The 13,041-nt window shown below is 29.5% G+C and carries 13 protein-coding genes; 1 reads left to right on the forward strand and 12 read right to left on the reverse strand.

All coding sequences use genetic code 4. The annotated features are described in order from the left end of the window. Together tsaB and tsaE are read right to left on the reverse strand one after the other, a co-directional pair. Positions 1-505: tRNA (adenosine(37)-N6)-threonylcarbamoyltransferase complex dimerization subunit type 1 TsaB (gene tsaB / locus JV122_RS03980; RefSeq protein ID WP_205843222.1), on the reverse strand; the 505-nt coding region annotated here is incomplete at its 3' end. Continuing rightward, positions 505-897, reverse strand: coding sequence for a tRNA (adenosine(37)-N6)-threonylcarbamoyltransferase complex ATPase subunit type 1 TsaE (gene tsaE / locus JV122_RS03985; protein WP_205843223.1), 393 nt, complete (start codon positions 895-897; stop codon positions 505-507). The genes tsaE and tsaB, both read right to left, overlap by 1 nt. A 47-nt stretch (positions 898-944) precedes the next feature. On the opposite strand from tsaE, the gene JV122_RS03990 reads away from it, so the two are divergent. Beyond that, the gene (locus JV122_RS03990) at positions 945-1,976 is read left to right on the forward strand and encodes a potassium channel family protein (RefSeq protein ID WP_205843224.1); all 1,032 of its coding nucleotides are present in this window, start codon (positions 945-947) and stop codon (positions 1,974-1,976) included. A gap of 33 nt (positions 1,977-2,009) precedes the next feature. On the opposite strand, the gene JV122_RS03995 is transcribed toward JV122_RS03990, so the two are convergent. The 10 genes from JV122_RS03995 to JV122_RS04040 all read right to left on the reverse strand — a co-directional run. After that, the gene (locus tag JV122_RS03995) at positions 2,010-3,383 is read right to left on the reverse strand and encodes a dihydrolipoyl dehydrogenase (RefSeq protein ID WP_205843225.1); all 1,374 of its coding nucleotides are present in this window, start codon (positions 3,381-3,383) and stop codon (positions 2,010-2,012) included. Positions 3,384-3,526: 143 nt separating this feature from the next. Continuing rightward, a complete protein-coding gene (gene proS, locus JV122_RS04000) occupies positions 3,527-4,957 on the reverse strand; it encodes a proline--tRNA ligase (protein WP_205843226.1) in 1,431 nt (476 codons plus the stop codon). A gap of 81 nt (positions 4,958-5,038) precedes the next feature. After that, entirely contained in the window at positions 5,039-7,519 is a 2,481-nt protein-coding gene (gene lon, locus JV122_RS04005) for an endopeptidase La (protein ID WP_205843227.1), read from the reverse strand. Positions 7,520-7,586: 67 nt separating this feature from the next. Then, positions 7,587-8,231, reverse strand: coding sequence for an MPN527 family putative ECF transporter permease subunit (locus JV122_RS04010; protein ID WP_205843228.1), 645 nt, complete (start codon positions 8,229-8,231; stop codon positions 7,587-7,589). Next, on the reverse strand, positions 8,231-9,124 hold the full coding sequence (locus JV122_RS04015) for an ROK family protein (protein WP_205843229.1): 894 nt from the start codon (positions 9,122-9,124) through the stop codon (positions 8,231-8,233). The genes JV122_RS04010 and JV122_RS04015 overlap by 1 nt, the downstream gene beginning before the upstream one ends. Then, positions 9,124-9,747 (reverse strand): uracil phosphoribosyltransferase, encoded by a 624-nt coding sequence (gene upp / locus JV122_RS04020; RefSeq protein WP_205843230.1) that lies wholly within the window; start codon positions 9,745-9,747, stop codon positions 9,124-9,126. The genes JV122_RS04015 and upp overlap by 1 nt, the downstream gene beginning before the upstream one ends. A 17-nt stretch (positions 9,748-9,764) precedes the next feature. Beyond that, the gene (gene deoC, locus JV122_RS04025) at positions 9,765-10,433 is read right to left on the reverse strand and encodes a deoxyribose-phosphate aldolase (RefSeq protein WP_205843231.1); all 669 of its coding nucleotides are present in this window, start codon (positions 10,431-10,433) and stop codon (positions 9,765-9,767) included. Between the two features lie 4 nt (positions 10,434-10,437). Then, positions 10,438-11,733 carry a pyrimidine-nucleoside phosphorylase gene (locus JV122_RS04030; RefSeq protein ID WP_205843232.1) on the reverse strand — a complete coding sequence of 432 codons (1,296 nt, stop codon included), beginning with the start codon at positions 11,731-11,733 and terminating at the stop codon, positions 10,438-10,440. Positions 11,734-11,805: 72 nt separating this feature from the next. After that, positions 11,806-12,504: a purine-nucleoside phosphorylase gene (gene deoD, locus JV122_RS04035; RefSeq protein ID WP_205843233.1), complete on the reverse strand. Its 699-nt coding sequence runs from the start codon at positions 12,502-12,504 to the stop codon at positions 11,806-11,808. Positions 12,505-12,787: 283 nt separating this feature from the next. Further along, a partial coding sequence (locus tag JV122_RS04040; protein WP_205843234.1) for a hypothetical protein occupies positions 12,788-13,041 on the reverse strand: 254 nt, incomplete at its 5' end.

Below are 13,041 nucleotides of genomic sequence, written 5' to 3' on the forward strand. Positions count from 1 at the left end.
CTAGTTCTAAAATATTTTCTGATTTTTCAAAAACTAAATTTTCAAAATAACTAAAATTATTAATTAAATATAAATAATCAGGTTCTTGATCTAAACCTTTTTTTTCTACTAGTTCTATATTAGAAACTAGTTTATTATTTTCGACTACTGCAAAATAAGAATCTTTCCCTCTTGCGTCTATATAAATTTCTTTTCTTTGTTTTTGATCAAATAATAAAAATGTGTTTGTATAAAAAAGTTCTATGTTAGTTAGTTGAGCTAAAGTTCTTGCGAAAACTAAAGAAATTCTAACTCCTGTGAAAGTTCCTGGACCAATGTTAATGAAAATTTTTTTAATATCTTTAATATCTAAATTGTTTCTTTTTAAAATAGAACTAAATTCAATTGGTAAAATTTCTGATTTTTCTTTTATGTTATCAATAATTGTTTTATCTACAAGTTTTGATTCTGCATCAAAAAGAGCTAAAACAAAGGATTTTGCTGTTGTATCGATAAAAATTTTCATTACTTTTCCTTTTTTATTCTGTATATTCTGTTGTTTTCTTGATCAAAAAGAATATCTATTTCAAGCACATTTTCGTAATTTAGATCAAGATTATTAGACCACTCAATAATTACTTTATTGTCTTCAAAATAATCTTCAAATTCATCAAGATCGCCATTAATATTATAAGCATCAATATGAACTAATCCTTTATAAATTTTCATTATGTTAAAAGTCGGTGAAGTGATATTTTCTTTAATGCCCAACTTTTTAGCAATCGCTTTTGTTAAAGTAGTTTTTCCAGCACCTAAATCACCATTTAAATAAAGGAATTTTCAGTCATTTTCAAAAATTTCTTTAACAACTAACTCAATTTCTGTATCGTTTGTTGTTTTTATTTCTTTATAAAACATACTCAAATTATACTTTAAAAAATACAAAATAAAGTATAATAAGCAATATGAAAAACACAAATTTCCTAAAAACAAAATTAGGTTTCTTAAAATCGCGATACTTTATAGATGTTCTTGATAATATTGTCGGAAGTAGATATCACTTAAAAAAAATCGAAGATAAAGACAAGCATGCTGTTACGATTTCAAAATGAATTTATTTCGCCGTTGTATTCTTTTTCAGTTTCTATTCTATCCTTGTTACAGGGATTTTCGGAATAATTAAAGATGAACAAACAAAAACATCGTTACTATTTTTTGTTGCGTTTTCAGAAATCATCACTTTCTTTTTATTCTTATTTGATTACTTCTTGTGATTCTGAAGTGCACCTGCAAGAAATATAAAAGGTTCAAAAAAACCAAGGTTAAGATTCTTATTTTCTTCTTTATCTTTCAGTTTAATTATTTCTCTTTTACCTTCTTTATATGTAATTGATTTAATAATTCCAAACAATTTAAACATACCTTTTATTAATTATTTAAAGAGTTTTAAGTTTTTAAGAATGATTAGAATCTTGATGCTATTAAACATTTTCAGATCCTTTTCTTCTTTATTTTCTGTATTTAAGACTCAAAAAACAATTTTAATTAACGTTTTCGTTTTACTATTTATTATTGTTATTCTGTTCTCGTTGGTTATTTTAGATGTTGAAACAGATTATGTAAATAGCTTGCCTGCTGATCAAAGACCTTCGAGCTATGTAGACTCATTTTCAAAAGCAATTTATTTCACAACTATCTCGCTTACTACAATAGGTTATGGAGATATTTCACCTCAATCAGATATTGCCAAAACACTTGTTATGATCATGTCTGTTATTGGAATTGCTATCTTCGCAATTCCTTCAGGGGTTATTGCAGGAACTTTCTTAACAAAAATGCAAAGCAACATTGAGAAAAAGCGTAAGCAAAAAGAAGAGCAACTACAGGCCGCTAAAGAAACCGAAAACACAGAAAACACATCATCTGAAGAAGTTATAGATGAACAAGAACAAACAGAAGAAACCGAAGATAACACAGAACAAAATCAACAAAGCTAATACAAAAACAAAGGGATTTCCCTTTGTTTTGTTTTATTTTTTAGAAAAAGCAAATCCTCTTGTTGCATAGTAAATTGCTTCTGCAACTGTTGGGTGTGTGTATGAAGCACTTTGTAAATCACTGAATTTAAGTTTTAGTCTCATTGCTAACGCTATTTCATTAATTATTAAATGAGAACCTTCTAAAAACATAAATGAACCTAAAATTTCTTCTGTATTTAGATCGATTAAGAATTTAACAAATCCGTGTTTTTTGTCTAAACCATCTGCATGCGCTCTTGGAAGTGCTGCTGCTGGTAAAACAATTGCTTTGTATTGTGCATTTCTTGATTTAAGTTGTTGTTCAGTTTCTCCAACTCCTGAAAATTCTGGATTTAAATACACTGATCATGGAGTTGTTTTAGCATCAAATAACTCGTTATTTTTGTGTCCTAAAATATCTTTAGCAACAATATCTCCTGTTTTGTAAGCAACTGTTGATAACATAAATAGACCTGTTACGTCCCCGATTGCATAAACATTTTCAATGTTTGTTTTCATTGTTTGATCAACTTTTACAAACCCTCTTGGATCTAATTGAACACCAAGTTTTTTAAATGAGTCTGTGTTTGGAATTCTTCCTACAGCAAGAAGTGTTTTTTCAGCTTCAAATTCTCTTGTTTTTGAGTTGATTTCTGTAACTAATTTGTTATCTTTAAATTCTACTAAATTAACATCTTCAATAATTTCAACACCTTTTTCTTCTAAATAGGCTCTTACACTTTGTTGAATATTAAGATCTTGTGTTTGTAAGAATTTTCTTGCTTCTAAAATTGTAACTTTTGTTCCTAATGTTGAATAAAAGTATGCGAACTCTAAAGAAATAGGACCAGAACCAATAATATTTAGTGTTTTTGGTTGGTTTTGTAATTCAAGTGCATCTGTAGAATTAATTAATAATCCTTTTTGTGAAGCCTCTTTAAATCCTTTCAGTTCTAAGAATCTTGAAGAAGAACCTGTTGCTAAAACTAATTTATCAAAGTTAATTTTTTGATCTTTAAATTGAAGTGTGTTTTTGTCTAAAACTTCTGCTTCTCCTCAAAAAATTTCAACACCAGAAGCGACTAATGATTTTTCAATTGCTCCATTTAATAGTTGTTTGTTTTCAATTCTTCTTTTTTGAATTTGATTAAAGTGTGAGTGAAATGAAGCTGTTTTTAAACCAAAATCTTCTGCATGTTTTAGTGTATCTAAAACTTTTGCTGATTTAATTAAAGTTTTAGTTGAAATACATCCTTCATTAACACAAGTTCCACCAAGGTGTTTCTTTTCAAATAAAGCTACGCTTTTTCCGTTTTGTGCAAGTATGTTTGCTAATGAATATCCACCAGGACCAGCTCCTATAATTGCTACATCAAATTTTTTCATGTTTCCTCCTAAAATTTATATAACTTAATAATAAAGCATTTTTTGTGTTTTTTTACAAAAAATAACTTCATAGACGAAAAAATTGCTATTTTTTGCGTTTTTTTCGTCGAGTAGCTTAAAAAATAAAAATCGCCACAGCGATTTTAGTATGCTTTTGCGAAAAGAACAAATCTTCTAGTTGGTTTTTGACTAAAAATACATAGAGATTCATCTTTTGGTTTTAGATATTTAAATGGAATACATCTTGAAGTTGCTCCAGTTTCTTCTTTGATTCTTTCTTCTTCAGCTTCATCTCCATTAAATGGAATGATAACAAATTTGTTTTTAGCAATCTCTTCTTTGAATGAAGTGTAATCATAAACAATAACTGTGTTTGCTTCAAGTCTTTTCTTAGCAGCATTATAAAGTTGATCTTGTACTTGGATTAATTTATCTTCAACAACTTCTCTAATATCTTCTAGACTTACTCTTTCTTTTTCAAAAGTGTCTCTTCTAACAACTGTTACAACACCTTCTTCAACATCTTTTGGTCCTACTTCAATTCTTAAAGGAACACCTTGGATCTCTGAGTTAGCAGCCTTAAATCCAGGTTGGTTGTCACTTCTGTCAACTCTTGTTCTAACTTTTTTAGAAAGTCATTTTTCCAGATCATTAACTACTTGTGAAACTTTTGGATTTTTGTTTGCAAATAACTCAAGAATATCAACTTGAATTGGAGCAATCTTTGGAGGGATGATGATTCCTGAATCATCTCCGTGAGTCATGATTAGAGCTCCTAAAAGTCTTGTTGAAATTCCTCAAGAAGTTTGATAAACAAACTCATCTTCGTTGTTTTTATTTTTAAATGTAATGTTAAAAGCTCTTGAAAAGTTTTGAGCTAAATAGTGTGAAGTTCCTGATTGAAGAGCTTTTCCATCTTTCATCATGGCTTCTACTGTGTAAGTTGAGCAAGCTCCAGCAAATTTTTCTTTTGGAGTTTTTTTACCAGCAACTGTAGGAATTGCAAGGTATTTTTTAAGGAATTTTTCGTAAGTTTTGATCATATCTCTTGTTAGTTTTCTTGCTTCAGTTGGATCTGAGTGTACTGTATGTCCTTCTTGTCATAAAAACTCGCTTGTTCTTAAGAAAGGATTGGTAGTTTTTTCTCATCTCATAACGTTTGTTCATTGATTGTAAATTAAAGGTAAATCCTTGTATGATTCAACTGATTTTTTAAATAAATCAGCAAATAAAACTTCACTTGTAGGTCTAATATAAAGGTTGTCGTGTAATTTTTTTTCACCAACGTGTGTAACTGTTACTAATTCAGGAGCAAATCCTTCAACGTGTTCTTTTTCAGTCTTAATGAAAAAGTCAGGAATAAGCATAGGTAGATAAACGTTTTGAACTCCTTTAGACTTGAAAATTTCATTCATTTTTGACTGAATATTTTCTCAAATTGCATAAGAGTTAGGTTTAAAAACTATAGTCCCTTTAACTGGACCATATTCCATTAATTCTCCGTTTTTAATAACATCCACGTATCATTGTGCAAAATTTGTTTTTCAAGGTGTAATTTTGTCTAGCTTTTTCATAATTCAAATTATACAATTTTTAAATAAAAAAAGCAAAAAAACGTAAGAATTTTTGCTTTTTTTGGCCTTTTTTAAATATTGCTATTTAACTTTCTTTGTGTTTTTAAATAAAACATCATAAATTTCTTGATAATTTGAAACTGGAATGAATTTAACATTTTTCTTAACTTCCTCAGCAATATCAACAAGATTTCTTTCATTTTCTTGAGGAATGAATATTGTGTCAATTCCAAATTTATAAGCAGCTAATGATTTTTCTTTTAGTCCACCAATTGCTAAAACTTTTCCTCTAAGTGTGATTTCTCCTGTCATTCCAACTTTTGGTGATACAGGTTTTTTAGAAAGAGCTGAGATGATAGCTGTTGTGAAAGTTACTCCAGCAGAAGGCCCATCTTTTGGAACAGCACCTTCAGGAACGTGTATGTGAATTTGATGTTTTTCAAAATCAAAATCAATGTCAAATTCTTTTGCTTTAGACTTAACAAAACTTAAAGCGATTTCTGCAGATTCACGCATAACATCTTTTAGTTGTCCAGTTAATTTTAAGTCTGCTTTTGGAGACTCGATTGTTGTGACTTCGATTGATAAAGTTGAACCACCATAAGAAGTATAAGCTAAACCATTTACAGCGCCAACTTGAGCTTCTTTTTCATTGATGTCATCACTAAATCTTTCAACCCCCAATAACTCTTTAGCAACTTTTTGATCGATTTTATAGCTTTCTGAGCTAATTTCTTTTTTAAGTAATTTTGTAATTATTTTTCTAGCTAGTTTATCGAAGTTTCTTTTTAAGTCCCTTACTCCAGCTTCTCTTGTGTATTTTTGAATTACAAATTCAATAGTTTTTTCGTCAATTTCGAAGTATTTTGACTCGAGCATATTTTCTTCAAGAACTTTTGGAATCAAGTGTTCTTTTGCGATTTGTACTTTTTCAAGTAGTGTATAAGATGAAAGTTCGATGATTTCAACCCTGTCTGCAAGAGCGTGTGGTATTCCTTCAAAATAGTTTGCTGTAGCAATGAAAAGAACTTTAGATAAGTCATATTCAAGTTCTAAATAGTGATCTTGGAAGTGTTTGTTTTGTTCTGGATCTAAAACTTCAAGCATTGCAGAAGCTGGATCACCTTTGAAATCTGAAGACATTTTATCGATTTCATCTAATAAAATAATTGGGTTTGAAACACCAGCTTTTTTAATTGCACTAATGATTTTCCCAGGAAGAGCACCTACATAAGTTCTTCTGTGTCCTCTAATTTCAGATTCATCTTTAACTCCTCCTAAAGAAATTTTAATCATTTTTCTTCCTGTTGCGTCTGCAATTGATTTTGCAATAGAGGTTTTCCCTGTACCCGGAGGTCCTACCAATGTTAAAATTGGCATGTTGTTTCTTGGAACATCTGAATCTTTTGAAAATAGAGAAGAATCGATTGCTTCTTCTTGGTTAGGTAATTCAAAAAGTTTGTTTTTGTTTTGTTTGTCTAAAACTTCTTTTTTGTTTGTTAAAACAGCAAGAAATTCAAGGATTCTTTCTTTAACTTTTTCAAGTCCATAGTGCTTTTCAGAAAGGATTTTTTCTGCTTTTTCAATATTTAAGTGTTCGATTGCAACCTTTTTTCAAGGAAGGGAATAAATTAGGTCTAAATAGGTTTTTGAGATGTTTGCTTCTGGTGAGCTTGACATCATTCCTTTTAGTTTTCTTGTTTCATTTTTAATAACTGCAATTGCTTCTTCTGGGAATTTATTTTGATCTAAAGGTTTTGCAAGTTCTTCTTCTTTTTTGTCTTCGTTAACGTCTTGTTCATCTAGTTTTTGTCTGATGATCTTCATTTTTTCTCTTAAAATGAACTCAGTTTGTTGTTTGTCTAGATTTTTTTTCATTATTGTATCGATGCTGTCGACGATTTCTTTTTCTTGAACTAAATAGTGGATTAATTCAATAACAGACTGAACCTGCTCTACTAAATCAGGCTTTCTTATTAATTGTTTTGCAAGTGTTTTATTTAAATCAACTGTTTCTTTTAAAAAAGAAATTAAATATTTAATATTTGTAACTGAATCACTTTTGTTTTCAGCAAGTGTTTGTGAAAGAGTTGTGTGAATGTCACCAAAAATTGTGTGTGCTTTTAATAAAGTCAACACTTTTTCTTGTAAAGAATCTAAAAGTTTAGATTCATCTTTGTAGTCTTTAACTTCAACTTCTTTATATTCAGCCAGTGTTGAATCAAGCACAGAATCATCACCATCATAACCAAAATATAACTGTTTAACCTCAACATGTTTAATAATTGATAATTTAAAAATTCTCTTTTTGTTTTCAGTTTTTTCTTCAAGCATTTTTACAAGAAAAGCTTGCTTTTCAATGTCATCTACAGAACTAACTAAAAAGTTAGGCGCTTGATTGTTTTTGAATACTAAAACTAACTCTGTATTTGAGTCTATTTTTTTGTCTTTAAAATCATCTGATATTAACTCGTTTATTATATCTTTTGCTACCCTTACATTATAAACATTATTTGGATAGAAAACTTCTAAACCAAATGCTACTATTACTTTCTTTTTCATTGTCTCTCCTTTAACATTATTTAATTATATAATAAAAATTAGCACTTCAACTAAAAAAGTGCCAATTTTAAGAATATATCATTTTTTTGTCTATTTTTAGATACTTAATTAAAACAAAAACAAAAGCTGATGTGATGCTGAAATTTACTAAATTAAATGGAAAATAAGCAACAAAAAAAGCTAAAAAGTAATTTCAGTTTAAAAAGTATTTTTTTAAAGAAGCATCTCAAGTTTGTAGTGTTGAGTTGATGAATGGACCGTCTGTAAACTTAAGAATATTAAAATAGAGTGGTGTTATGAAAAATATGTTTAAAAGCGTCATTATAAGTGCTGTTAAGAACGTCGCAATTATCAATGAAGCCAGTAGATTAACTTTTATCATTTTTACAAAGAATAAAAGTCAAAAAACATAGATTGTCCCTGTAATTAGTAAAATAAAGTGTCCAAAATAGAGCGTTGGATCAAAACTAGAAACAGAGAGAAAAGGACCGATTAAAAACCTTATTAAAAAGCTTGCTAGTCCATAATAAATGTTTGTTTTGAAGAAGATTATGATAATAAAAATAAGTGATAAATCTACTTTTAGTCCCAATATGTTAAAAGGAGGAAAAGCAGGGATAATGCTGCTAAAAAATAAAGCAATTAATGACAAAGCACTAAGTAATCCGCTTAGTGCTATGTTGTAAACTTTTTTTTCTTTAAAATAGTGCATTATAAATCTTTTGCAAGTAAATTAAGACCAACAAGTGCTGAATTATCTTTGAGTTTGTCAAATCTAAATTTAACTTGTTTGAATTGATTTATATCACAAAATTCTTTTGAAACTTTAATTGCTTCTTTTATAAATCAAGTATTATGATTAGATACAGAACCACCAAACACAATTAAATTAGGAGCTAAAAATCCAATTGTTGTAGCAATTGTTTTAGCTAAAGATAAAATAGCTTCGTCAATTACACTCTTATATACAGGGTTTTGTGTGTAATTCTCAAAAATTTCTTTAGTTTCTAAAGATGGATTGTTTGTGAGTTTTGAAGCTCTTAATTGAATTCCTGTTCCTGAAACAAAGTTTTCAGCAGCATATTTTGAAAGATGAAAAACATCATCTTGATTTGTTCCTAAAGGAATTCTTGCGATTTCTTGAGCGAGGTGGTTAATTCCTGTGTAGATCTTGTTGTTAATTACTAAACCTGCACCAAATCCTGTAGAAACGGTGAAAAATTGTGTAACATCTTTTTCTGTTTGTTTGTAATAATGATGATTTGCAAGTGCCATTGCATTAGCATCATTTTCAAAAACAATTTTTTGAAGATCTGTATTTTCTAAAAGGTAACTTTTAAGATCAATTTTTGTTCAACCTTTAAGATTTGGACTCTTGAGAATCTTTCCTTGTTCGTAGTTTGCAGGACCAGGAATACACAGAGCAAGCTTTGTGATGTTATATTTTTTAATTAGCTCAATTAGTTTATCTAAAGTGTTTTTTCAGTTCTTTTGATCTGTTGAAAATTTGATTTTTTTAGTGATTTTAAAATCTTGAACAAGAGCAAAACGAACGTTTGTTCCACCGATGTCAACAGATGCGATATTGTGTAATTTTTGAGCCATTATTTTGTACCAAAAATCCTATCTCCAGCATCTCCAAGACCAGGAATAATGTATTTTTTAGCATTTAAATACTCATCTTGAGCTGCTAAAAAGATTTTTACATCTGGGTGTTGTTTGTGAACGTTTTGCATTCCTTCAGGAACACCAACCAAGCAAACTAAATTAATGTTTGTGAAGCCGTCTTTTTTAAGTCTTGTAATTGAATCAATTGCACTCGTTCCTGTTGCTAACATTGGATCTAATAAAAGGATTTGAGAATCTTTTGCAACATTAGGTATTTTATAAAAATACTCGTGTGCTTGGAATGTTGTTTCATCTCTATATACTCCAATGTGACCAACACGTGCTGTAGGAACTAAAGATAAAATTCCTTCAACCATTCCTAAACCAGCTCTTAAAATAGGGACTAAAACAATTTCTTTGTCCATTTTTTTTCCGTTTGCAATTGATCCTGTTGGTGTTTCAACTTGATAATCAATTGTTTGATAATCTCTTAGAATTTCATAAACCATTAGTGTAGAAATTTCTTTGAGAAGTTCTCTGAATAAATGGTGTGATGTGTTTTTATCTCTCATTATCGTTAATTTTGTTGTAATAAGTGGATGGTCTAATACTTTTATCATATTCCTCCTCAAAAGTTTTAATAACCGCTGTTTTTATCTAATTTTGCACCTTGCATGATTGCAACTCCAGAAGAAGTTCCGAATCTTGTAGCACCTAATTCATACATTTTTTGTAGGTCTTCAAGACTTTTTACTCCTCCGGCTGCTTTAATTTCAATTTTGTCCCCAACAACTTCTTTCATAATTTCAATGTCTTCTGCAGAAGCACCTCTGTATGAAAATCCTGTTGAAGTTTTAACAAATTCTGCACCAGATTTTAAAACAATTTCTGTTGCTTTTTTAATTTCGTCTTTTGTTAATAAAGCTGTTTCAATAATGACTTTAAGAATTTTTGAACCAATTTCTTTTTTAACTGCTTTTATGTCATTTAAAACAAAGTCGTATTCTTTGTCTTTGAATTTACCAATGTTTAGCACCATATCAATTTCATCAGCTCCGTGATCTGTAGCTAATTTTGCTTCGTGTGCTTTGGCTTGAGTTGTCATAGCTCCTAAAGGGAAACCAATTACTGAAGTAATTCCAACTCCTGAACCTTCTAATTTTTCTTTTGCATATTTTACTCAACATGAGTTAACACAGATTGTTTTAAATCCGTATTCTTTTGCTTCTGCAATAAGTTTGTTAATTTCTTTTGATGTACCTTCTGGTTTTAAGTATGTGTGATCGATTAATTTTGCTCAATTCATTTTTTTACTCCATTTTGTCTAAAATAATTTTGTTTTCAACTTGTTCTTTATTAATTTTGTATGATGCTTTTAGTTCTTGTGCAATTTCTGGATTGATTGATTTTGAAGAGTAAAGTGTAAATAGTAAATCACCTTTTTTAACTGATTCATTTGTTTTTTTGGCAATTTCAATTCCTGCTTCAAAGTCAATTGAGTCCTCTTTAGTTAGTCTTCCAGCTCCTAATTTCATAGCAGCATTACCAAACTCAAGAGCTGATGTAATTTCCATAAATCCATCTTGTTCTGCGTATATTTCTTGTTTGTGTTTTGGGTTTCAGAACTTGTCTGATTTTAAAAATTCAACATCTCCACCTTGAACTTTAATAAATTCATAGAATTTTTCAAGCGCTTTTCCGCTTTCTACTACCTCTTTGATCATTTTTAGTGCTTCTTGATCGTTTTGAGTTACTTTAGCTTGCTTTAAGATTGTTGCACAAGCTGAATAACATAGTTCAACAAAGTCTGCTGGGCCTTCATTTTTTAGTGTTTTAATTGCTTCTAGAACTTCGTTTTTGTTTCCGATTGCTCTACCCATTGGACGAGACATGTTTGTAATTTCTACCCTTACATCTCTGTTTAATTGTTTTCCAATTTCAATCATTTGTCTTGAAAGTTCTTGAGCTTCTTCAAGATTTCTCATGAAAGCTCCATTTCCACACTTAACATCTAATAAAATAGCATCTGAACCTGTTGCTAATTTTTTAGACATAATTGAAGAAGCGATTAGTGGCATTGATGAAACGTTTCCTGTTACATCTCTTAGTGCATAAAGTTTTTTGTCAGCTGGCACTAAATCATCTGTTTGACCAATAACTGCAATTTTGATTTTATTAACTTGATCAATAAATTGTTGATCGCTTAAAGCAACTGTAAATCCTGGAATAGATTCAAGTTTGTCAATTGTTCCACCTGTATGTCCTAAACCTCTACCTGACATTTTAGCAACAGGAACTCCTAAAGCAGCAATAATTGGACCTACCACTAATGTGGTTTTATCTCCAACTCCCCCTGTTGAGTGTTTATCAACCTTGATTCCTTTAATGGCACTTAAGTCAATAATTTTTCCTGATTTCATCATTTCAAGGGTAAAAACACCAATTTCATTTGGAGTCATTCCTTTAAAAAGCACTGTAGTTAAGAATGAAGCCATTTGGTAATCTTTAATTTCACCTGAAACATAGTTTTTGATAATGAATTGAATTTCTTGCTCACTCAATTCAAAACCTTCACGTTTTTTAATAATTAAATCGACAATTCTCATTTTTTCTCCGTTTTATAAATTAATAAATAATAAAGAAAGACTAACATTGTGCGTTAGTCTGTCTTCAATAAATTAAGCTAGTTCTAAAGCGATTTCCATCATTTTTCTGAACTTTGTTTCACGTTCTTCTGATGATGTTTCTTCTTTAGTAATTAAGTTATCTGAAATTGTTAATAGACAAGCTGCTTCTTTTCCTAATTTTTTAGCATTTACAAATAAAGCAAATGATTCCATTTCTACAGCTAGTGCTTGTGTAATTTCAATAGTTCTTGATAAAGGTCTTGATGCATAAAACACATCTGATGAGTGGATTCTTCCTACTGTAACATCAATTCCTAATTTTAGTGCATTTTCTAGTAATTGAGCATTTAGTTTTTTAGAAGGCTCCATAACGTGTGTGTTTTCTCCTAAAACTAATTGTGCAAAAGCATGTGAATCTGAGTAAGCACTATCAGCTAGCACAACGTCATATAGGTTTAAATCTTCTGTGTAAGCTCCTGCAGAACCAATTCTAACGATTCTGTCAACGTCGTAGAATTTAAATAATTCATATGAATAAATTCCAATTGATGGTTGTCCCATTCCTGAAGCAGCAACAGAAATAGGTTTTCCTTTATATAATCCTGTGTACATAAACATGTTTCTTACTGTATTTACAAGTTTAACGTTTGTAAGAAATGTTTCTGCTATAAATTTTGCTCTTAGAGGGTCTCCTGGCATTAAAACTGTTTTAGCAATGTCGCCTTTTTTGGCATTAATATGTGGTGTCATTTTTACTCCTTAAAGTTATTTAGTATTATTTAAATTATACATTTTTTATTGTCGAAATTTTAAAATTCATCAATTTTTTTACAAATAAAATTTTGGGCTTGCTTTTTGTTTAAGTTGTGTTTGAAAATAGTTAATAATAAAGTAAATTATCTTAAATTTAGTGTTTAAAATTCTTGATAGAATAAGAAAATATATCATTTTTTGTTTTTTAATTGTTTCTTGGTGCTATAATGATGTTATGACCCCTTTTGGGGGGGCGCTGGTGTGCGTCAAAAAGTAGTTTCTAACTACTTTTTTTTATTTTAAAATTTATAATTTTCTCCATTGATCTTTTGATTTTGTTTTCAATAATAATTTCAACCGTCCCTTTCTTGAATTCAATTTGAAATGAAATTGGTATTATTTTGAATTTTTTTGTTTCTATTAGAAATCTTGGTTTTGATAATTTTAGAATTTTAAATTTCTTAAAAAGATTTTTATTTAAGGATGATTTTATTTTTTCTTCTCTTTCTTTTAGAAAAAAACTTTGTAATGTTT

The organism is Mycoplasma procyoni (assembly GCF_017052595.1).
Lineage (GTDB): Bacteria > Bacillota_I > Bacilli_A > Mycoplasmatales > Metamycoplasmataceae > Mesomycoplasma_A > Mesomycoplasma_A procyoni.